The following is a 20,847-nucleotide window of genomic DNA, read 5'->3' as shown; positions in this document are numbered from 1 at the left end:
GGATCGATTCCCCTTTGGCGGAATATGCGCTAGGTACCAGTGATGTTCAAACTTGCCCATATTTCCGACATCCATCTTGGCCCCCTGCCCGATCTCTCATTTCGCGAACTTTTTTCCAAGCGCATCACCGGTTTCGTCAATTGGCATCGCAATCGCCGCAACCATCTGGTCGGCAATACACTCAATCTCCTGATGGACGAGATCGTCCGGGTCGATCCCGATCATCTGGCGATCACCGGCGACCTGGTCAATCTCGCCTCGTCGCGCGAGATCGAGGTGGTGACGGAATGGCTGAAGGAGGCGGGCGAGCCGGAAAACATTTCCGTGGTGCCGGGCAACCACGATGCCTATGTGCCGGGCGCCTACGAGAAGACCACCAAGGCCTGGTATCCGTTCATGTGCGGAGAGCGCGGCCCGGCGGAATGGGACGAGGATTTCCACTGCTTTCCCTATCTGCGCGTCCGCGGGCCTGTCGCCCTGATCGGCTGCTCGACGGCGCTTGCCACCCCGCCCTTTGCCGCCAGCGGTTATTTCGGCAGCCGCCAGGCGCGCGAAACGGTCAATCTGTTGCGTGCCACGGGCGAAGCCGGCCTGTTTCGCGTGGTAATGATCCACCATCCCCCGATCCGCGGCGCCGCTTCCATGCACAAGCGCATGCTCGGCATCCGGCGGTTCGCCGCAACGATTTCAGCCGGCGGCGCCGAACTGGTGCTGCATGGCCATACGCATCTCAATACGGTCTATCAATTGAAGGGCCAGGTCGGCCCCGTGCCCGTCGTCGGCATCGCCTCTGCCTCGCAGGGACCCGGCGGCAGGAAACCGCCGGCCGCCTTCAACCTGTTTTCCATCGCCGGCAGCCCGGGCCAATGGAACCTTCTGCGCGAACGTTTCGAACTGACCCCGGACGGCCGTTCGGTGACGCTTGCGGAAACCACGCGCTTCTGACGCCCCTTATGGCGAAATTATCTCCGCCGGGAATATTCGGCCAAGGTCGCCCGTCATTAGAAGACTGACAGCAGGGCAGCACTTGCACCGGATCGCGGTGGGCTGACGTCTGCCGCCAGAGATTCCACCAGGAGATGATCGTCATGACCAAACGCATGTCAGCACTGTTCGTCCTGCTTACCACTCTCTCTACATTTACCCTCTGCCAGACCGCCGGGGCTGTCAGCGAAGACACCACCGCGCCGCCGAAAAAGACCAAGACATCGACCGAGTGCCAGGACGGAAAGATCTGGGACGCCAAGAAGAAGGAATGCGTCAATGCCAAGAAGAGCGGCCTTGACGACGATATCCTGTTCAACGCGGCACGGGAACTCGCCTATGCCGGCCAGTATGAAAACGCGCTGAAGGTTCTCGACGCGGTCAAGGACCAGGAGAGCGCCCGCATTCTCAACTATCGCGGCTATTCGAACCGCAAGGCCGGGCGCATGGAGCTTGGCATGCGCTTCTACAGGCGCGCGCTGCAGGCCGACGAGAATTATATCCTCGCCCGCTCCTATATGGGCCAGGCGCTGATGGAGCAGGGCAAGGTGCAGGAGGCAAAAATCCAGTTGATCGAGATCCGCGACCGCGGCGGCGAAAACAGTTGGGCCTATCGTGCCTTGCTCGGATCGATCGGCGGCGTCCGCCATTATTGATCGGATCGGCCTGGCATCTTCCAGCGACAGGACGGGTATGCGCGCCGAAATATGCGCATGCCTCCATCTGCCCGGCTTGCGAAGCATGGGGCAAAATGTTTCATATCAGGGAAGTGTGTATTCGACCCGGACGTAGAGATCCCGATCCGGAACGTTTCCTTGGAAGAGCAATGCGTCCAGCGGCGGAATCAAGCGAATTCAGGCGCAATCTGGTCGGTGTCCTGCCCAGGTTGCGCCGCTTCGCCATGACACTGACCCGCAACGCCGCCGATGCCGACGATCTGGTCCAGGAGGCCTGCGAGCGGGCGATCACCCGCCATCACCTCTGGAACGGCGAAGGGCGGCTGGAAAGCTGGATATATGCGATGACCCGCAATCTATGGATCGACGAAATCAGAAAGCGCAAGGTGCGCGGCGGCGCAGGCACGATCGACGTGTCCGAGCAGGACGCATTGTCGGTCGAGGCATCCGCCGAAAAGGCCATTTATGCCAACCAGTTGCAGAAGATGGTCCTATCCATGCCTGAGGGGCTGGCAAGCGTCTTCCTGCTGGTCAATGTCGAGGGACACAGCTACCGGGAAGCCGCCGATATCCTGAAAATCCCGATCGGCACGGTCATGAGCAGGCTTTCGGCGGCGCGCATGCGCTTTGCCGCGATGATCACGGAAACGACGGAAAGGAGGGCCTGAAGATTGCAGAATACGAAAGGGCTCGCGCTGGAGGCCCGTCTTTCGGCCTATCTCGACGGCGAGGTAAGTGACGCCGAGAGCAGGGAACTGGAAAATCTGGTGGCGCGCAACGACGAGGCCCGGCTGGTTCTCGAAATGTTGAAGGCCGGCAACACCTTCGGCGACAAGGCTTTCGAGGATTTCCTGCACGACCCCGTCCCGCTTTCGCTCGTCAGGCGGATCAAGCAGGGCCCCGGCATCAATCCGAAGGCCGAGCGGGTGGTAAAGGCCGCACCGCGCCCGCCGCGAGCCCGCTTCTGGCCACGGGCGCTTGCCGCGGCCATCGTGCTGTTGATCGTCGGGGGCGCGACCGGTTTCATCATCGGCAAGACCGGTAATGACGGCGCGCCGCCGGCAAGCCTCACCACCGCCCGCACCTGGCTCGACGATATCGCCGCCTATCACCGCATCTATTCGCGCCAGACCGAGCATCTCGTCGAAGTGCCGGCTGAAGAGGGCGCAAAGATCGAGCCCTGGCTTGCCGCCAGCGTCGGGGTGAATTTTGCCCTGCCGGACCTGAAGGACGAAGGCCTGACCTTTGAGGGCGCCCGCCTGCTCGTCGCCGTCGGAAAGCCGGTGGCGCAGCTGATCTACAGGAACGACGAAGGTAATGTCTTCGCCATCTGTTTCCTCAAGGGCAAGCCCGGCGCACCGGAGGGAGTGATGGCCGAGAGCATCCGCGACGATATCGCGATGATCTCCTGGCAGAAGGCCGGTGCCGCCTATGTGGTGGTCGGCCCTTCGGCCGACGCCAATCTCCATACGCTCGCAGAGACCGTATCGACCTCCATATGAACTTCGGTGAAATCATCGTGAAGGCCGCGCCATGGGCGCAGCCTCCTCACCTATGGAGAGCAGGCTCCGGCTCGATTAAGCCGACGCTTGTTCCAGGAGCCTGTTTGCCGCCGAGACGATCGCTTCCAGCGACGCGCCGACGATATTGGTGCTGATGCCGACGCCGAACAGCTTGCCGCCGGGATGCTCGACCTCGACATAGGCGATGGCCGCGGCATTGGACCCATGCTGGAGCGAATGCTCGGAATAGTCGGCGACCGACATCTCGATACCGATATACTGCGACAGGGCATTGATGAAGCCGTCGATCGGGCCGGTCCCCCTGCCCTCGATCTGCTTTGCCTCGCCATTATCGGTGATATCGGCGGTCACAAGCCGGACGCCCTTGTGTTCACCGAGCGGATAGGTGTGGTGATCGACGAAACGGATGCGCCCGCCCGGCTGATCGACATAGCGCTCGATGAAGCGCTCATGGATCGCCTTCGACGGCAGTTCCTTGCCCTCTTCGTCGGTGATGCGCTGGATGTCCTCGCGGAATTCCACCTGCAGGTTGCGCGGCAGGTTGATGCCGTAGTCCTGCTGCAGGATATAGGCGATGCCGCCCTTGCCGGATTGCGAGTTGATGCGGATGATCGCCTCATAGGAACGGCCGACATCCTGCGGATCGATCGGCAGATAGGGCACCTCCCAAAGCGGCTTGTTGGCGACCTTGATCGCCTTCATGCCCTTGTTGATGGCATCCTGGTGCGAGCCGGAAAAGGCCGTATAGACCAGTTCGCCGACATAAGGATGACGCTCCGGGATGATCATCTGGTTGGAATATTCGAAGACATCCTTGATCCGCTGGATATCCGAGCAATCCAGTTGCGGATCGACCCCTTGCGTGAACATGTTGAGCGCCAGGGTGACGACATCGACATTGCCGGTACGCTCGCCATTGCCGAACAACGTGCCTTCGACACGGTCGGCGCCGGCCATCAGGGCGAGTTCGGTGGCAGCGATACCGGTGCCGCGGTCATTGTGCGGATGGACCGAGATGATCAGGCTCTCGCGATTGTCGAGATTGCGGCACATCCATTCGATCTGGTCGGCATAGACGTTGGGGGTGGCCATCTCGACGGTCGAGGGCAGATTGAGGATCAGCTTGTTGTCCGGGGTCGGCCGGATGATCTCGGTGACCGCGTTGCAGATGTCCAGCGCGACCTCCAGTTCGGTGCCGGTAAAGCTTTCCGGCGAATATTCGAAGCGGAAGCCGCCACCAGCCTTGGCCGCCATGTCGGCGATCATCTTGGCGGCATCCGTGGCGATCCGCTTGATGCCGGCCACATCCTTGGCAAAGACCACGCGGCGCTGCAATTCGCTGGTGGAATTGTAGAAGTGCACGATCGGCCGGGTGGCGCCCTCAAGCGCCTCGAAGGTACGGGTGATCAGTTCGGGCCGGCACTGGACCAGGACCTGCAGGGACACGTCCGCCGGAACATTGCCTGCCTCGATGCACCAGCGCGCGAAGTCGAAATCCGTCTGCGAGGCGGAAGGAAAGCCGATCTCGATTTCCTTGAAGCCCATGTCGAGCAACAGCTGGAACATCCGTGCCTTGCGGTCGTGGCCCATCGGATCGACAAGCGACTGATTGCCGTCGCGCAGGTCCACCGAGCACCAGATCGGCGCCTTGGTGATCGTCTTGCCCGGCCATGTCCGGTCGGCGATATTGATCTGCGGATAGGGTTGGTACTTGACCGCTGCCTCGGGCATGCCCTGCTTGACGGTATGGGATTTCATGATCATCGCGGCTTCTCTTCGTCTGTGAGGCGCATGGCCCGCCTGCAATAACCGATCATCGGTCGCATGGCGATGGCAAATGCCGGCTCTCTGGTTCTTTTCGGTTCTGAAATTCAGGGAAGGCAAGGAGCTGGGGCCGGTGGGCTTTCGGCCACCGGGCGCTCCTTCAAAGAACCCGGCAACCGCGTGTAAGGCCGAGAAGAAGAAGAGAGGTAAAGGCGCGCGAACGTTCCGCAAAGGCGATTTGCCCGCGGGAAACCTGCTCGACGATGTTGGCGCCTGTCTTCGACATGGGACGTGTATAACCGCAGAAGAAACGAAGGGCAAGGCCGACATGAAAAAGGCGCCTGCCGAAGCAAGCGCCTTCAATTCTAATGCACCGGTGAACAAATCAGATATCAGCCTGCGACGTCACGATCCGCGAAACCAGGCCGTAGCTCTTGGCTTCCTCGGCAGAGAGCCAGTAGTCGCGGTCCGTATCCTTGGCGATCTTCTCGTAGGACTGACCGGTGGCTTCGGCGAAGATCCTGTTCAGGCGCTCGTTCATCTTGATGATTTCGCGTGCCTGGATCTCGATGTCCGAAGCCATGCCGCGGGTGCCGCCCGACGGTTGATGAAGCAGGAAGCGGGTGTTCGGCAGGCAGATACGCCGTTCCTTCGGAGCCGATACATAGATCAGCGCGCCGGCGGAGGCGACCCAACCGGTACCGATCATCCAGACCTTCGGCTTGATGAACTTGATCATGTCATGGACGGAATCGCCGGATTCGACGTGACCGCCGGGCGAGTTCACGTAGACGCGGATGTCTTCGTCGCTGGCTGCTGACAGCGCCACGAGTTGCGTGTTGACCTTCTGCGCCAGTTCCTGCGTGATCGGGCCATAGATGAAGATCGAACGCGACTTGAAAAGGTTCGCCTCCGTTTCCTTGCCGAGCGGCAGTTCCTTTGTCTTGTCGTCGTCTTCTTCGTTCATGCGAAGTCTCCCGCAAAATAAATCAAATGTCCTGCCGCTGTCAGATAAGGCGACTCGACTGTGAAAACAATGCAACAAAAGCGGATGCCGGCGAAAGGCCAAACACAGACGGTCTTGCGGCATGGTAAAGATCGGCGGCAATCTCAGCCGCGGCCGCGATAGGGCGCGACGCCCTGGTCCGGCAGCCACAGATCCTCGGGCGGTTTTCCCGTCTGCCAGAAGACATCGATCGGAATACCGCCGCGCGGATACCAGTAGGCACCGATCCGCAGCCATTTGGGCGCAAGCAGATCGACAAGGCGCCGGGCGATATCGATCGTGCAATCCTCATGGAAGGCGCCGTGGTCGCGGAAGGAATGCAGATAGAGTTTCAGCGATTTCGATTCGACCAGCCAGCCGTCCGGCACATAGTCGATGACGATATGGGCGAAATCCGGCTGGCCGGTCATCGGGCAGAGCGAGGTGAATTCGGGCGCGGTGAAGCGCACGACGAAATCGGTCCCGGCATGGCTGGTCGGCACGCGCTCGAGCACGGCCTCCTGCGGATTTCGAGGCGTCGCCACCGCCCGGCCAAGCTGGGAAAGCCCCGAAACATCGGTTTGCGTCATCTCTTCATTCCTTCGATCACCTTGACCCTTATGCCATGCGCCTTCTCGCCTTCCGGCTCGACATGGATGGTTATTCTTGCACCTGGATTGACCTCGCGGATGGAATCTTCCAGCCGGTCGCAAATGTCGTGCGCCTCGCCGACCGCCATGCTCGCCGGAACGACCATGTGAAAATCGACAAAGATCGCCGGCCCTGCCTGACGCGTCTTCAGATCATGGACGCCGAGCGAGCCGGCCGCGTGGGCGGCGATCGCCTCCTTGATGGCGGCCTCCTCGTCGGACGAGACAGCCCGGTCCATCAGGCCATCGACCGAACGCATGATCACCTTGCCGCCCTGATAGAGAATATTGCAGGCAACGAGGAGCGCCAGCAGCGGATCGAGCACCGCATAGCCGGTGGTGAACGCCAGTCCGAGGCCGACCAGAACGCCGATGGAGGTCACCACGTCGGAAAGGATATGATGCCCGTCCGCCGTCAGCGCCGGGGAGCGGCAGGCTTTTCCGGCCCGGATCAGCACATAGGCCCAGACCGCATTGATCACGCCTGCCAGAAAATTGATGGCGAGCCCCAGCACCGGCGCATTCGGCAAACGCGGCGACAGAACGGCGGGAACGGCCTCGCGCAGGATGAGCAACGCAGCCACGACGATCAGCACGCCCTCGATGACGGCCGAGATATATTCCGCCTTGTGATGCCCGAAGGGATGATCGGCATCGGCCGGCTTGGCCGCATAACCAATGACGACGAAGGCGACGATGGCGGCGATGACGTTGACGATCGATTCCAGGCCGTCGGACAGCAGTGCCACCGACCCCGTGACCCGCCAGGCGAGCAGTTTCAGCCCCAGCACCACAATCGACAGCGGGATGCCCCAGAAGGCCAGCCGCTGCGCCCTGGCGCGGCGGATTTTTTCAGTTGCCATCGCTGGCCTCCATTCCAATAAAAAAAACCGCCGCACCTTTCGGGCACGGCGGTGAGTGCGCGCGTCCCGATCGTTCAGGCGGCCCTGGTCTTTACCCGCCGCGCAAGATGCGCCACCACATTCTCGATCATTCGCATGCCGGCATCGCCGCCGAGCGTCATAATCGATTCCGGATGGAATTGCACAGCCGCGATCGGTTCTTTCGTGTGCTCGATGCCCATGATCGTGCCGTCGTCGCTTTCGGCGGTGATGGTAAAATCGCGTGGCAGGGTCGATGGATCGGCGAAGATCGAATGGTAGCGCCCGACGGTCACCTCCTTGCCGAGACCGGAAAAGACGATGCCGGGCTCGAGCACTCGAATGCGCGAGGGCTTGCCATGCATGGGCACGGCCAGCTGGCGCAGGTCCCCACCATAGGCTTCGGCAAGTGCCTGCAGGCCCAGGCAGACACCGAAGATCGGCAGGTTGCGGGCGCGCGCCTTGGTAATCGTCGCCTTGCAATCGAAATCCTTCGGCATGCCCGGACCGGGCGACAGGACGACGAGGTCGGGCTTTACCCGGTCGAAGATCTCCTCGGCGACAGGCGAGCGCACCGTGGTCACGGCAGCACCCGTCTGGCGGAAATAATTGGCCAGCGTGTGGACGAAACTGTCCTCGTGATCGACGAGCAGGATGTTGACGCCCATGCCGACGGAGGCGACGTCGCGGCCGGTTCCACGGCTGTTTGCGGATTTTGCGTCGCGGATCGCTGAGATCATGGCGGAGGCCTTCAGTTCGGTTTCGGCTTCTTCTTCTTCCGGGTTGCTGTCGTTGAGCAGTGTGGCGCCGGCCCGCACCTCGGCGATGCCGTCCTTGATGCGGATGGTACGCAGCGTCAGGCCGGTGTTCATGTCGCCATTGAAGCCGACCATGCCGATCGCCCCACCATACCAGGCCCGCGGACTTTTTTCATGGCTTTCGATGAAACGCATGGCCCAGAGTTTCGGCGCGCCGGTGACGGTGACCGCCCAGGCATGGGACAGGAACCCGTCGAAAGCATCCATGTCGTCGCGCAGCCGGCCCTCAATGTGATCGACGGTGTGGATCAGCCGCGAATACATCTCGATCTGACGGCGGCCGATGACCTTCACCGATCCGGGCACGCAGACGCGGCTCTTGTCGTTGCGATCGACGTCGGAGCACATGGTCAGCTCCGACTCGTCCTTCTTGGAATTCAGCAGCTTGAGAATCTGTTCGGAATCGGCGATCGGATCGTCGCCGCGCTTGATCGTGCCGGAGATCGGGCAGGTCTCGATGCGCCGGCCGGAGACGCGCACGAACATTTCCGGCGAGGCGCCGACCAGATATTCCTGATTGCCCAGATTGATGAAAAAGGAATAGGGCGAGGGATTGATCGCCTTCAGCCGGTTGGAGATTTCCGACGGCTTGCTTTCGCAGCGCTCGAAGAATTTCTGCCCCGGCACCACCTCGAACAGGTCGCCGCGCCGGAAACTCTCCTTGGCCTTCGTAACAAGCTCGGCATATTCGCCCGGCCGGTGATCGCCATGCGGCGGAATGCTGTCGACCGTGCGGAACGGCTCCGGCGCGATATCGCCGGCCTTGTCACGGGTCGTGAGATCGCCCTTGGCGAAGTCGTAGCGGTCGATCCAGGCCTTGGCGGCATAGTGGTCGACCACCAGGATCTCATCGGGCAGGAAGAGCACCATGTCGCGCTGGTCGTCGGGGCGCTTGAGCTTCAGGTCGATCGCATCGAACTGGAAGGCGAGATCATAGCCGAAGGCGCCGTAAAGCCCGAGATTGGCATCCTCGGATGAAAAGAACAGGCTGGTGACGGCGCGCAGCACGGTGAAGACCGTCGGGATCTTCGAGCGCTCCTCCTCGGTGAACACCCGGTCCGGATTGTTGATCGTCAAGTCCAGGCGGCGGGCGCTGGAAGTGCCGAGCGTAATATCGACAACACCGGCCAGATGCGCCGAAACCATAGCCAGCAAGGCCTCGCCACGCTCGTTATAGGCCTCGATCCAGAGGGAACGGCCGAAGGAGGAAATCGCGAGCGGCGGATCGATGATCGCCGTATCCCAGCGCGTATAGCGGCCCGGATATTCGTAATTGGAGGAAAATACCGCGCCGCGGCGCTCGTCGAGCCTGTCGACATAGCTGGAAATCGCATCGCCATAGGGCGCTTCGCGCCGCTTACGGGCAACGGAAATACCGCCCTTGGTGACATAGGCTTCCGCGCCGTCTGCAAGAATTGTCGTCGCCATGTTTCGCTCCGTTGAAGCCCGTCATATCCGTGGCGGAATACAAAAAGCCGCCTCGAAATCCGGGCGGCTTTTGGTCTCAATCACGCATGACTGGTCAAGGCCGCCTTAGCGAGCCCACCACCAGATCGAAATGTTGCGTGCCTGTGTCATCGCGGAATTGTTAGCCCGTGACGCGAGATTGCGCAAGCGCCACGGGCGAGAAATCGGCACGGCTTAGAACCTTTGCGTCAGCGACAGCTTGAAGGTGCGCCCCGGCTCGGAGAAATAGGATTGTCCGGCGCTGGAAAGCACGGCGTCGCGAACATTGACGGCGTCGTAATATTCCTTGTCGAACAGGTTGTAGACCCCTGCCCGCACGGCAAGGCCCTCGACCTGTTCCGGCTTCCACCAGCCGGTGAGATCGACGATGCCATATCCGGGCGCCTTGAGCGTCGCGTCGCTGTTCTGCGAGACCGACTTGGCCGCGATGAAGGTGACGTCGGCGCCCCAGGTATCGGTTGCATATCCCGCGCCGATCACGCCTTTCAGGGGCGCCACCGAGCCGAGCTTCACATTGGTGGTCAGATCCTCACCATCGGCATAGGTCAGCGAGCCGTTGATGTGGAAGCCATTGTCGAAGCGTTTGTAAGCGGAAAGCTCGACGCCGTAGATGCGCACCCGGTCGCGGTTGATGCTGCGCGTGATGCCGAAGGGATAGGTCGGATCGAAGCCTGGGACGGCTTCCGTGTCGATGAAATCACGATAGCGATTGTAGAAGCCGGTAATCCGACCGCCGAAATCCTCGTCGCCGAGATTGGCGCCGATTTCGAAACCATTGCTGGTTTCCGGCCTCAGATTGGGATTGCCGATCCTGAGATAGGTGCCGGGCGCGCCGTAATCGAGATAGAGCTCGGTGGCCGTCGGAGAACGGAAAGCCATCGCCCATTGTGCAAACAGTTCCACGTCCGGCGCCGCCTGGTATTTGGCGAGCAGCTTGGGCGAGAAGGCCTCGCCATTCTGGCCCGGCGGCATGCCGTCATAGTTCGGATTGCTGGTATAGGCGGGGGTCTCCTGCGGCGACTGGTCGTACCAGTCGTAGCGCAGGCCCGGCGTCAGCGAGAAAGCGCTGTCACCGAAGGCGATCTCGTCTTCGAGATAGATGCCGAACTTCTTGGTATCGACATCAGGCATATCCGCCTGATTGGTATGAAGGAAGTTGCAGGGATCGAAGGGCGGGAGCGGCCCGGCCGGGCAATTGTCTCGTCCGGAAGAATACTGGCTGGTCGTGCCGATGGAGAAATCGCCGCCAAGACGGACGGTGTGATGCAGGCGTCCGGTATCGAAGCCCTTCTCGGCATAGCCGGCGCCGCCGAAGGAGCGATTCTCGACTTCGCTCAACCGCGAATAGTCGCCGATGGGGCTTTTGACCCGATAACCGCTGCTGCCGCTTTCGCGCACCAGGTCCTGCCAGTAGAAAACCGCATTGGCGGCGTCGATCAAGGCGCCTTCGTCGGTCGCCTCGAACTCGTAGTTCAAGGAAATGCGGTCACGTTTCACGGTCTCTATGCCATCTAGGCCGTTCGGCGCGAAATTGTTGAATTGCAGATGCCTGAGATCGATATCCTTGTCGCGGTCGAAGCGCTCGCCGGTCAGGGTAAAAATGTGGCCGGTATCGGTATATTGCTTGACCTTGACCAGCACGTTCTTCTGGTCGAAATCGGCAGGGTTTGGCTCGGTGCGGCCCGAACCGTAGAGATCGGCATCGCCGCTGCTGTCGCGCTCATGGCCCTTCTTGTAGCCGCCCTGGAACAGGATGGCGGTATTGTCGAAGCGGGCTGCAGCCGCGGCCGATGTGCCCCAGCTCCTGTCTTCGCTGTCATAGGTGAACTTGAAGATGCCGCCCCAGGTCTTTCCCTCGCCGATCAGGTCTTCCGGCTCCAGCGTACGCAGCACGACGGCACCGCCAAGCGCGCCATCGCCGGCCCGGCTCGAATCCGCACCGCGAACGATATCGGCGGCGGACAGCGCGTCGAAATCGAAGCTGTCGATACCGCCATTCGCATCGCGGGCACCATCATCGAGAAAGGGAATGACGATGCCGTCGATGGTGGTCTGGACGCGCGGACCGTCCAGCCCGCGAACATTGACGCTGCCATTGGCGCGGTTAAACCCGACGCCCGGCTGCAGGCTTCGGCCCAGATCCTCGAAGCTGGAAATCTGGTTGTCCCGGATTTGCTCGGCCGTGGTCTCGCTGGCCAGCGGCGTGGCGGCAACGCCGGTCACGGGCGCCCTGACGGAAAGCTTTTTCAGGACGGTGGCACCGTTCTGCGTTTCCGCCGGCGGCACGTCGTCCGCCTGCTGGGCATGGGTGGATTGAAGCGGGAAGGCAGCGAAACAAAACGTCGCGCACGCCAAAAGAGCCGAGCGATGATGCCGGGTAATCATGGGGCCAGTCCTTTGAGAAATTGCACCGGGCTGGCTGGCGAGCCCATGGGCTCCATTGCTGGCTAGGTATCGGCCGCAGAAAATTGCGGCCTGCTCAGCTTGCTATTAAACATGACTATAATTGTCAACATATAAAAACCACATTTGCCCCGGTTTTGCCGCCGCTGACGGGCATTCAGTTGGAACCGACGCATCCGTGCCGCATCGTTCACCGCCTGCGATGCAACCACGCACCGCCCTCATGCGTTGTCCCTTCACCCTGCCGCCCCGGCAGAAGCGGAGTTCTTCATGGCTTTTCGACTGATCTTCCTCCTGCTGCCGATCCTTGTCCTCACCAGCGCCGGCCTTCCCGAAAAAGGCCCTCTCCCGGAAAAGAAGCCTGTGAAAACGGAGACGGTGCCATCTCCACCGAAAGCCGATAATGCCGACAAGGCGCCTTCCCCGGTGGAGAAGCCAACGCCGCAGGAGCCGAAGCCGGAGGCAAAGCAAAAGACTGAGCCCAAGCTCACCATCGAACCCGAGAACGACAAGGAGCATGCCGCCTGCCTTGCGGCTTTAAAGGAGATCGGCGCCAGTTTCCGGGAAGAGAAACGGATCGACGACGGCAAGGGCTGCGGCATCGACCGGCCGTTGTCGCTGCAATCGGTCCTTCCCGGCATCACCCTGAAGCCGGAAGGCAAGATGCGCTGCGAGACGGCGCTCGAACTGGCGCGCTGGACGAAGGAGGCCGTCTTGCCCGCCGCGAAAGCCGCACTTGAAAGCGAGGGACCGCTGACCTCGGTCAACCAGGCATCGAGCTATGTCTGCCGATTACGCAACAATGCGACGACCGGAAAAATCTCCGAGCATGCGCGCGGCAATGCCGTGGACATCGCTTCCTTCACCTTCAAGAGCGGCACATCGATCGAAATCCAGCCGCGCGACGAGGATTCGACGCTTGCCGGCGCCTTCCAGCGCGCCGTGACGGCGACAGGCTGCCTCTATTTCGAAACCGTCCTCGACCCCGGGAGCGACGAAGCCCACGAGAACCATCTGCATTTCGACGTCCTGGAGCGCAAGAACGGCTATCGCTACTGCAGGTGACTTTAGTTTGGCCCGCAACGCAGTCTTGCTTGAGGCCAGTTCACACCCCATCTGCTGATGACCGCGCCGTTTTGAACCTTGTTGCGGCCCCGCGATTACAAAGGAATTTTCATGTCCGTTTCCATGTACAAGCTCTCGGTTCCCGTCTTCATCCGTGGGCTCAACGTCCTTGCCGGACTTCTTGACAAGGCGGAAGCGCACGCGGCTGAAAAGAATATTCCGCTGCACGACCTGTTCAATGCCCGGCTCGCCCCGGATATGCTGCCTTTATCGGGCCAGATCCAGCGTGTCAGCGATACCTCGAAGAATGCCATCGGGCGTCTGAGCGATGTCGCAGCGCCAAGCTTCCCCGATGAGGAGACGACGTTTACCGAGCTTCGCGAGCGCGTCGCCAAAACCATTGCCTTCCTCGAGACGGTCAAGCCGTCCGATTTGGAGAACAGCGACAGCCGGGATGTAAATATCGCTTTCGGCAAGGTGAAGTTCAACTTTACAGGAGACGACTATCTGCTGAAATTCGCGCTACCGAACTTCTTCTTCCATGTCACCACGGCCTATGACATCCTGCGCAACCAAGGCGTGGCAATCGGCAAGGCCGATTATTTCGACCTTTAAGCAGGTAGGAACTCCGCCAGCCGACCGCGCAAATAAGCCGGTCAACACCGCAAGTTTTTGCGGTGTTGACCGGCTTGCTTTTAGAACAGCCCCTCGATGAAGCCCTGATCATTAAGGAATATCCTCTCCGACGAGGGGATTTTCGGCAGGCCCGGCATGGTCATGATTTCGCCGGTGATGACGACGATGAAGCCGGCACCGGCCGATAGCCGGACTTCGCGGACGGGGACCGTATGGCCGCTCGGCGCGCCGCGCAGGTTCGGATCTGTCGAGAACGAATATTGGGTCTTGGCCATGCAGATCGGCAGATGGCCGTAGCCCTGATCTTCCCAGGTCCGCAACTGCTCGCGCACGCTCTTGTCGGCGATCACCTCGCCGGCATGATAGATGTCCTTGGCGATGGTTTCGATTTTCTGAAACAGCGGCATGTCGTCGGGATAGAGCGGCGAGAACTGCGACTTGCCGCCTTCCGCCAATGCAACCACCTTGCGGGCTAGGTCCTCGATGCCGGCGGACCCCTTCTCCCAATGCTTGCACAGGATCGCCTCCGCGCCGAGCGTCGCGACGAAATCCTTGATCGCCTGGATCTCCGCCTCGGTATCGAGGGTGAAATGATTGATCGCCACGACCACCGGCACGCCGAATTTCTTGACGTTCTGGACATGGCGGCCGAGATTGGCGCAGCCCTTGCGCACCGCCTCGACATTCTCCGCGCCGAGATCTTCCTTCTTCACTCCGCCGTTCATCTTCATCGCCCGGGCGGTGGCGACAATGACGGCCGCATCCGGCTTCAGCCCCGCCTTGCGGCATTTGATGTCGAAGAATTTCTCCGCCCCGAGATCGGCGCCGAAGCCCGCCTCCGTCACCACATAGTCCGCCAGCTTGAGCGCCGTCGTCGTTGCCACGACGGAATTGCAGCCATGGGCGATATTGGCGAACGGCCCGCCATGGACGAAGGCCGGGTTGCTTTCCAGCGTCTGGACGAGGTTCGGCTGCATCGCATCCTTGAGAAGCACGGTCATCGCACCATCCGCCTTGATGTCGCGGGCAAAGACCGGCGTGCGGTCGCGCCGATAGGCGATGATGATATCGCCAAGCCGCCTTTCCAGATCCTTGAGGTCGCTCGACAGGCACAGAATGGCCATCACCTCCGATGCCACGGTGATATCGAAACCGGTCTCGCGCGGAAACCCATTGGCAACGCCGCCGAGCGAGCCGACAATCTGGCGCAATCCGCGATCGTTCATGTCCATGACCCGGCGCCAGGCGATGCGGCGGATGTCAATATTCTGCTCGTTGCCCCAATAGATATGGTTGTCGATCAGCGCCGACAGGAGATTATGGGCGGAGGTAATGGCATGGAAATCGCCGGTGAAGTGGAGATTGATATCCTCCATCGGCACCACCTGCGCATAACCGCCGCCGGCCGCGCCGCCCTTGACGCCGAAACAGGGGCCGAGCGAGGCCTCCCGGATGCAGATGACGGCCCGTTTGCCGATCCGGTTCAATCCATCGCCGAGCCCGACCGTGGTCGTCGTCTTGCCCTCGCCGGCCGGCGTCGGGTTGATCGCGGTGACCAGGATCAGCTTGCCATTCGGCTTGTCCTTCTGCCGGGCGATGAAATCGGCGCTGATCTTTGCCTTGTCATGGCCGTAGGGAAGCAGGTCTTCCGCCGGAATCCCCAGTTTCGCGCCGATGTCGAGGATCGGCTTCTTCGTCGCGGCACGGGCTATTTCGATATCGGATTTCACATCGGCCATATGGCGTCTCTCCCCTTCCACCGGTTCCGGTCTGGCGAGCATATGAGCGTGAACTGAAAGGGCTTTCCATCGAATTGTTGCGTGAAAGCGCGTCAGCGATACGAAAATTCGCTTTGCGGCGGCAAATCCGACGAAAGAGACGGAAGAACAGCGTCCTTCCGTCTCAAAAACAATCGATTTCCGCCTATCGCGCGAGAATGTCGCGCATTTCGACAAGGTTGGAGCGCACACGCAGGACATAGAAGCCGAGCGTGGCGAGATGGGTCGGCATGATCCAGCCATCCTCCTGGCCGTTGGAAATGATCAGCGGCTGGATTTTCAGCGAGGCGCGCAACTGCTTGATGCTTTCCGCCCAGATCGGGCCGAGGCCGCGCTGGTTGATGACCCCATCGAAATCCGCTCCGGTGGCCGACAATATGCCGTAATAGCCGTAGAGCTGGCCATAGGCGAACCAGAACCGGTCGTCGGCGCGCGTATCGAACCAGCCGCCGTTGTAGTTCTCAGACCGTTCCCGCAGCATGGCCGAGGTACTGCCGATCGAGCTGGACACCCGATCCATGAATTCGAGGAAATTATCGGCGCGCGCGTCGAATGTGACCGCACAGCTCGCCAGTTCGTCGTTGAAGGCACGAAGATCGGCGATGGCCGCGCGGTATTGCGAGGGCGTCGGCGTCAAGGGACCGAACGGCGACAGGCCGAAATACCAGTTTGTTTCCTCATATTGCATCTTGCTGCGCACGCTCTGAAGCCGCGGATTGATGCCTGACGTGCCGCGCATGCGCACCAGCGAATCCACCAGCTCGACGGTCGTACGGCGCACCGCCTCGTTGACGCCGCGCTGGAAGGCAGCCTTATTGTCGAACCAGGGCGTATGATCCCAGTCCATGCCGAAAAGACCGGCCTTGTAGAGCAGCATGGAGGAAATCCAGGCATTCTCGTTGACATTGTAGTCGATCAGGTCGGCCGTCACATCGACGATCGCCGAACGCTCGCAGCGATCGGCGGGCGCGGTCTCGCCGGCAGCGACCTTGATCGGCTGGCCGGCATCGTTCTTGCGCTCCGCCAGATTGTATCTGTTGACATAATCCGGGTCGAAACCGGTCCAGGCCTGCGTCTGCCAAATGAAATAACCGTAGAGAGCGATCAGCAGCAAAAGGCCAATGCCGATCGGCCCCTTGATGATCCAGCTGCGCCCCCGATACCAGTTGGCGACGGTGATGAAAGGGAAGAGCAACCAGGCAATGACAATGCCGATGCCGCGGCCGATCGCGGAGAACAGGCGTTGAAAGAACGCGACGATCGGATCAAGCATTGCTGGTTTCCTCCCTGAGCCCGTAAAGGCGTTTGCGAAACGCCACCTTGTTCCTGAGATATGTGCCGGTCAGCGTCGCCACAACATATTCCCTGAACTTTTCGCTATAATGTTCATAAGCCCCATAAAATCCCTCCTTGTCGAAGACGAAACGGGAGACGAAATCGCTGGGCACGAGCTGTGAAATCAACCGGTTGGTCAACCATTGATCGGGATGCTCCGGTGCCGCCCGCACCAGAAGGAAGCGGTTTTCCGGCGGAACCTCCTGCATCCTAATCGTGCCGGAGGACAGCACCGAGCGGATCATCCCCTGCAGAAAGGGATAGGCGCCGTCCGAGGCGACCAGCGCGGAATTGCGGTGCATCCAGGTCTGTAGCCAGATCTGGTCGATGGAACCGAGATCGGCCGTTGGATCGGCTTGGTTGACCAGCCCGCGCAGGATCATGTCGGCCCGATGCTGATAGAGGCCGGAATCCTGCACCCAGGAGGCCTGCGGCAATTGCAGCCGCTTCGTCGAGGCCAGGAATTCATAGATGCGCTGATGGTCCGACAGGCTGATATAACTTACCTGCCAGGGCCGGGAGCGGCGAAATCCGGGTACGGAAGGATCGCAGATGACGGTGGTGGTCTTTTCGTCCAGAAAGACATAGACGCCGCCGAAATGATTGGCCCAGAAGGCATCATGGCGAAAGACGAGCTGGTCGGGCACCAGCGCATTCTCGCGGATATCGCCGGTCACCTTGGCAAGCTCGACCATCCGGTTCAGGAGCCCGTCATCGGCCCAGGCCGAGGGCTCGGTCTTCAGCCGGTCCGTCAGAGTGCGCAGCTCGGCCGCCTTGCCCAGCATGTCCTCGGCCGAGAGCACGCGGAAGCGGACTTCGTTGATCGACAGCAGATCATCGATATCGTCGACGGTGGAAACGGTATCCTCGATCTCGCCATAGAGCGCGTCCCTGATCGTCACGGCATTGATGGCGCGCGCATTGGCGAAGAAGAATTCGTGCATCAGTGCGGCGGTATTGGAAAAACTCGTATGGACCACCGGCAATTCCTCCTGCGCCGGCGTGAGCAGGATGAAGCGACGGTTGACCCGGTTCGGATCGAGATAATCGCGGTCGCCCAGTTCGTCGGCGATCTCCGGCGAAAACCCGGTCATGTCGATCCGAAACGACGACAGCGCCGTCGGATGCAGGCCAAACCCCTCGAGCGCCTTGTTGTAGCGGGCAATCAGATGCTGCTCGGAAATCTCGAGCAGGCGACCATAGATGAGTTCGGCTTCCAGGAGACGTTTCATGCTATGCAGATCATTCGTCTACAGGCGATTTACGGTCTTCGCCCCAGAAGAGATCGTCGATATCGACGCGGAGCGCCTTGGCAATGTTCCTGAAAACCGAAAGACTGCCGTCTTTCTTGCCGGTCTCGATCTCGGAGAGATAGGCCGCACTTATGCCGACCGCCTTTGCGAGGTCCTTGCTCGCCATACCGCGAAAATCGCGCCAGACACGGACCGGATTTTCGCCGTCGATCAGCCGATCGACGAATTCTAAAGGAACACGGAGATCATCACCCTCGGCAATGCGCCGCTTGGCCTCGTCGTATGCAGCAACGTCCTCAAGCATTTCTGCCATTTCGACAAGCGCATCGTATTCGGCGCGTCCAAGCATAACCATTTCTTCCCCGCCAGGCGTGGTAAACTTGGTCACCTTATTCATCACCCGCTTCCTTCAATAAATGCTTCCACGGCTATCGACTTCGAGCACGTCAAGAACCTCGCCATTTTCATCGAAGATCACTCGCCAGTTTCCCACGCGCAACCTGAAACCCTCGCGTCCCTGTAGCTTCTTTACATTTGTCTTCAGCGCTGAGGGATCATCAGCATATTGATAAATTTTCCGCCTTATCTTCTCGGCCTCATTTCTCGGTATCCGTGCGAGCGTCCGCAAAGCGGGAGTGTGGAAGAAAACTTGCTTCATGGATATAAGCCTCGCTACCGGGACAGGCAACAAAATTCGCTAATAGCTAATTCTACCCCTACCAGCGCCCCTCGCCTTTCATCGCCTCGATCTCGCGAACCGCCTTTTCCCGCTGACGTTCCCGGCGAATGATATCTGTCACCGCGGCATCGTCGGATTTGTCGGTGTAGCGGAATTCGCTGTCGGCATAGCGGTTGATCTCCTGCAGGACCATGTCGAGCGTGATCGGCCCGCGCAGCTCCTCGATCATGGCTTTCTTCTCGTCATAGGTCCTGTGCATGAAGGCCTCCGGCGTGGCGAACCAGTCATCCGGCAGGTCCACGTCCATCGCCCGCATCTTGATCGCATCGGTGATGTTCTTGATGGCGCGGCCGGTGAAGCGCGGCTCGGCCTGCTTGATCTCGTGCAGATAGGCGCCGACATCCGCGAGCGTTTCGATCCTGCCCTCGTTTTTTTCGTACCGCTCCCAGACGGCCAACAACCCCTCCTCCTTCGGGCGGGAATGGGCTTCGTAGGACTGCGAGACAGCCTTCTTGATCTCCTGGCCGGCAAACAGGGCGTGTTCGCCGAGCGGAATCTGGTGGTTCCTGCCGACCAGCATGGCAAAGATGTCGATATAATCGCCTTCCGATTGCGGTCCGTCGACCAGCCAGCGGGCGCCGGCACGCTGGCGCAGGGCATCATCGACATTTTCCGGATAGTTGGAAAACATGCCGAAGGTGCAATTGCCGCGGATCACCGTCGAAGCACCGGCAAAGCTCTCCATCAGCACCGCCGTCACCTCGTGCTGGCCGGCGGACGCCCGGTCATCGGAGCGCTTGGCGGCGACCTGATCGACATCGTCGATCGTGCCGAAGCCGATGGCGCGCGGATTGATGACATTGTTGACGAATTCCTTGCAGTTCTGCCCGGATTTGCCCTGATAGGAGGAAATCTGGTCGACGCCGAAATTCTCGTAGTGGAAGGCATAGCCGGCAACCTGGCAGTAATCGTTGACGAGGCCGGCGAGCATCTGGATGAGGATGGTCTTGCCGGTGCCCGGCATGCCATCGCCGATGAAGGTGAACAGGAAGCCGCCAAGCTCGACGAAGGGGTTCATCTGCCGGTCGAAATCATAGGCCATCAGCATCTTGGCAAGTTTCAGCGCCTGATATTTGGCGATGTGATTGCCGATGATTTCTTCCGGCTTCTTGAAGGTCATGACCAGAGGCTTGCGCTTCTGCCCGGGCGCGACATCGAAACCGTTGAGCGTGAAATCGTCCTGGTCCAGCCGGATATGGACATTCTCGAAGCTGGCAAGCCCGGTGAACCGGGCCTTGCGGGTGATCAACCCTTCGATGGCAAGCCGGGCGAAGGCGCGGGTCCGGCTGGTCAAGGCCGCATCGTCGGGCGCGCCGGCGATCGTTCTGTCCAGCGCCGAAACCATGCTCTTCAGTGCATCCTGCGGCGTGTCGAACAGGAAATCCGGTTCCGTCCCGTCTTCCACCGGCTCGCCTTCGCCGGCAAGCGTTGCCCCCAGATAGGCGGCGAAGGTGAAGGCTGCGATATAGGCCGATGCCGAAAGCAGCGCCTTGAACCGCGTCGCGTCCTCGCCTGAAAGCGGTGACGCCGCATTGCGCGATTGCAGGCTTTCCAGATCAGTCTGGCGGGCAAAGACCTCGGCGACGGCAAGCGCTACCTGCAGGCCGCGCCGCGAGCGGTAGAGCACGCCGTGCTGGGCCGGCGAAAGCAATGGATCCCCCGGCCGGGCCGCCTGGATGGTCTTTGCAAGCTCGACCTCGCGGGTGCGGCGCTGGCCGCCGGTCGAGACGGTGGAAATGAAGCGGCGGCCGGTGCCGGCGATCGCCGCGCCGGCTGCGGGATCGTCCGCCTCCAGGATGATCAGGCGGGTTACAAGCCCCTGCGCCATCGCCTGGTGCTTGGCGATGTCGTCCTCGTGAAGCGTCGTCAAACCCGTGTTCAGTGACATG

The 20,847-nt window shown here is 60.7% G+C and carries 19 protein-coding genes; 6 read left to right on the top strand and 13 right to left on the bottom strand.

Features of this window, described 5'->3' with window-relative positions; translation table 11 throughout:
- Positions 1–42: 42 nt before the first annotated feature.
- The 4 genes from ASD31_RS13640 (at position 43) to ASD31_RS13625 (ending at position 3,163) form a co-directional block, all read left to right on the top strand.
- Entirely contained in the window at positions 43–945 is a 903-nt protein-coding gene (locus ASD31_RS13640) for a metallophosphoesterase family protein (protein WP_056334392.1), read from the top strand.
- Positions 946–1,088: 143 nt separating this feature from the next.
- A complete protein-coding gene (locus ASD31_RS13635) occupies positions 1,089–1,640 on the top strand; it encodes a hypothetical protein (protein ID WP_413813815.1) in 552 nt (183 codons plus the stop codon).
- A gap of 170 nt (positions 1,641–1,810) precedes the next feature.
- The gene (locus ASD31_RS13630; protein WP_056334390.1) at positions 1,811–2,329 is read left to right on the top strand and encodes an RNA polymerase sigma factor; all 519 of its coding nucleotides are present in this window, start codon (positions 1,811–1,813) and stop codon (positions 2,327–2,329) included.
- 3 nt (positions 2,330–2,332) lie between these two features.
- On the top strand, positions 2,333–3,163 hold the full coding sequence (locus ASD31_RS13625; protein WP_056334387.1) for an anti-sigma factor family protein: 831 nt from the start codon (positions 2,333–2,335) through the stop codon (positions 3,161–3,163).
- A 75-nt stretch (positions 3,164–3,238) separates the two neighbouring features.
- On the opposite strand, the gene leuA is transcribed toward ASD31_RS13625, so the two are convergent.
- The 7 genes from leuA to ASD31_RS13595 form a co-directional block, all read right to left on the bottom strand.
- Complete coding sequence (leuA, locus tag ASD31_RS13620) at positions 3,239–4,948, bottom strand: 2-isopropylmalate synthase (protein ID WP_056334384.1); 1,710 nt, start codon at positions 4,946–4,948, stop codon at positions 3,239–3,241.
- 385 nt (positions 4,949–5,333) lie between these two features.
- Positions 5,334–5,915 (bottom strand): ATP-dependent Clp protease proteolytic subunit, encoded by a 582-nt coding sequence (locus ASD31_RS13615; RefSeq protein ID WP_056334381.1) that lies wholly within the window; start codon positions 5,913–5,915, stop codon positions 5,334–5,336.
- Positions 5,916–6,058: 143 nt separating this feature from the next.
- Positions 6,059–6,523, bottom strand: a complete 465-nt coding sequence (gene queF / locus ASD31_RS13610; protein ID WP_056334379.1) for a preQ(1) synthase — start codon at positions 6,521–6,523, stop codon at positions 6,059–6,061.
- On the bottom strand, positions 6,520–7,446 hold the full coding sequence (locus tag ASD31_RS13605; RefSeq protein WP_056334377.1) for a cation diffusion facilitator family transporter: 927 nt from the start codon (positions 7,444–7,446) through the stop codon (positions 6,520–6,522). The genes queF and ASD31_RS13605 overlap by 4 nt, the downstream gene beginning before the upstream one ends.
- Before the next feature lie 74 nt (positions 7,447–7,520).
- Positions 7,521–9,710 carry an anthranilate synthase gene (locus ASD31_RS13600; RefSeq protein WP_056334374.1) on the bottom strand — a complete coding sequence of 730 codons (2,190 nt, stop codon included), beginning with the start codon at positions 9,708–9,710 and terminating at the stop codon, positions 7,521–7,523.
- Between the two features lie 105 nt (positions 9,711–9,815).
- Positions 9,816–9,860: a trpE operon leader peptide TrpLE gene (trpLE, locus tag ASD31_RS26350; protein WP_200952192.1), complete on the bottom strand. Its 45-nt coding sequence runs from the start codon at positions 9,858–9,860 to the stop codon at positions 9,816–9,818.
- Positions 9,861–9,923: 63 nt separating this feature from the next.
- Complete coding sequence (locus ASD31_RS13595; RefSeq protein ID WP_056334371.1) at positions 9,924–12,134, bottom strand: TonB-dependent hemoglobin/transferrin/lactoferrin family receptor; 2,211 nt, start codon at positions 12,132–12,134, stop codon at positions 9,924–9,926.
- Positions 12,135–12,422: 288 nt separating this feature from the next.
- On the opposite strand from ASD31_RS13595, the gene ASD31_RS13590 reads away from it, so the two are divergent.
- Positions 12,423–13,217, top strand: coding sequence for an extensin family protein (locus ASD31_RS13590; RefSeq protein WP_056334367.1), 795 nt, complete (start codon positions 12,423–12,425; stop codon positions 13,215–13,217).
- Positions 13,218–13,328: 111 nt separating this feature from the next.
- Positions 13,329–13,832 (top strand): DUF1993 family protein, encoded by a 504-nt coding sequence (locus ASD31_RS13585; RefSeq protein ID WP_056334364.1) that lies wholly within the window; start codon positions 13,329–13,331, stop codon positions 13,830–13,832.
- Between the two features lie 80 nt (positions 13,833–13,912).
- Here the strand turns inward: ASD31_RS13585 and ASD31_RS13580 are convergent, their stop codons facing one another.
- The 6 genes from ASD31_RS13580 to ASD31_RS13555 all read right to left on the bottom strand — a co-directional run bounded on the left by ASD31_RS13580 (position 13,913) and on the right by ASD31_RS13555 (position 20,846).
- Complete coding sequence (locus ASD31_RS13580) at positions 13,913–15,592, bottom strand: formate--tetrahydrofolate ligase (RefSeq protein WP_056334361.1); 1,680 nt, start codon at positions 15,590–15,592, stop codon at positions 13,913–13,915.
- Between the two features lie 184 nt (positions 15,593–15,776).
- Entirely contained in the window at positions 15,777–16,904 is a 1,128-nt protein-coding gene (locus ASD31_RS13575; RefSeq protein ID WP_056334359.1) for a DUF2333 family protein, read from the bottom strand.
- Complete coding sequence (locus ASD31_RS13570; protein WP_056334356.1) at positions 16,897–18,198, bottom strand: DUF6638 family protein; 1,302 nt, start codon at positions 18,196–18,198, stop codon at positions 16,897–16,899. Before ASD31_RS13570 ends, ASD31_RS13575 begins: the two co-directional genes overlap by 8 nt.
- A gap of 10 nt (positions 18,199–18,208) precedes the next feature.
- Positions 18,209–18,616, bottom strand: a complete 408-nt coding sequence (locus ASD31_RS13565; RefSeq protein ID WP_056334353.1) for a helix-turn-helix transcriptional regulator — start codon at positions 18,614–18,616, stop codon at positions 18,209–18,211.
- Between the two features lie 12 nt (positions 18,617–18,628).
- Positions 18,629–18,877 carry a type II toxin-antitoxin system RelE family toxin gene (locus ASD31_RS13560; RefSeq protein WP_056334350.1) on the bottom strand — a complete coding sequence of 83 codons (249 nt, stop codon included), beginning with the start codon at positions 18,875–18,877 and terminating at the stop codon, positions 18,629–18,631.
- A 58-nt stretch (positions 18,878–18,935) separates the two neighbouring features.
- Positions 18,936–20,846, bottom strand: coding sequence for an AAA family ATPase (locus ASD31_RS13555; RefSeq protein WP_056334347.1), 1,911 nt, complete (start codon positions 20,844–20,846; stop codon positions 18,936–18,938).
- Position 20,847: the final 1 nt, after the last annotated feature.

Origin of the sequence: Rhizobium sp. Root482, from assembly GCF_001426565.1 — a bacterium.
GTDB lineage: Bacteria > Pseudomonadota > Alphaproteobacteria > Rhizobiales > Rhizobiaceae > Pararhizobium.
This window is presented reverse-complemented; position numbering and strand designations above follow the sequence as displayed.

Bases quoted from the DNA above. Each gene is read 5' to 3' on its own strand.
- ASD31_RS13555 (WP_056334347.1), bottom strand. From the start codon at position 20,846: ATGTCACTGAACACGGGTTTGACGACGCTTCACGAGGACGACATCGCC.
- ASD31_RS13570 (WP_056334356.1), bottom strand. From the start codon at position 18,198: ATGAAACGTCTCCTGGAAGCCGAACTCATCTATGGTCGCCTGCTCGAG.
- ASD31_RS13600 (WP_056334374.1), bottom strand. From the start codon at position 9,710: ATGGCGACGACAATTCTTGCAGACGGCGCGGAAGCCTATGTCACCAAG.
- ASD31_RS13590 (WP_056334367.1), top strand. From the start codon at position 12,423: ATGGCTTTTCGACTGATCTTCCTCCTGCTGCCGATCCTTGTCCTCACC.
- queF (WP_056334379.1), bottom strand. From the start codon at position 6,523: ATGACGCAAACCGATGTTTCGGGGCTTTCCCAGCTTGGCCGGGCGGTG.
- ASD31_RS13580 (WP_056334361.1), bottom strand. From the start codon at position 15,592: ATGGCCGATGTGAAATCCGATATCGAAATAGCCCGTGCCGCGACGAAG.
- ASD31_RS13595 (WP_056334371.1), bottom strand. From the start codon at position 12,134: ATGATTACCCGGCATCATCGCTCGGCTCTTTTGGCGTGCGCGACGTTT.
- ASD31_RS13640 (WP_056334392.1), top strand. From the start codon at position 43: ATGTTCAAACTTGCCCATATTTCCGACATCCATCTTGGCCCCCTGCCC.
- ASD31_RS13585 (WP_056334364.1), top strand. From the start codon at position 13,329: ATGTCCGTTTCCATGTACAAGCTCTCGGTTCCCGTCTTCATCCGTGGG.
- ASD31_RS13565 (WP_056334353.1), bottom strand. From the start codon at position 18,616: ATGAATAAGGTGACCAAGTTTACCACGCCTGGCGGGGAAGAAATGGTT.
- leuA (WP_056334384.1), bottom strand. From the start codon at position 4,948: ATGATCATGAAATCCCATACCGTCAAGCAGGGCATGCCCGAGGCAGCG.
- ASD31_RS13615 (WP_056334381.1), bottom strand. From the start codon at position 5,915: ATGAACGAAGAAGACGACGACAAGACAAAGGAACTGCCGCTCGGCAAG.
- ASD31_RS13575 (WP_056334359.1), bottom strand. From the start codon at position 16,904: ATGCTTGATCCGATCGTCGCGTTCTTTCAACGCCTGTTCTCCGCGATC.
- ASD31_RS13635 (WP_413813815.1), top strand. From the start codon at position 1,089: ATGACCAAACGCATGTCAGCACTGTTCGTCCTGCTTACCACTCTCTCT.
- ASD31_RS13605 (WP_056334377.1), bottom strand. From the start codon at position 7,446: ATGGCAACTGAAAAAATCCGCCGCGCCAGGGCGCAGCGGCTGGCCTTC.
- ASD31_RS13630 (WP_056334390.1), top strand. From the start codon at position 1,811: ATGCGTCCAGCGGCGGAATCAAGCGAATTCAGGCGCAATCTGGTCGGT.
- ASD31_RS13560 (WP_056334350.1), bottom strand. From the start codon at position 18,877: ATGAAGCAAGTTTTCTTCCACACTCCCGCTTTGCGGACGCTCGCACGG.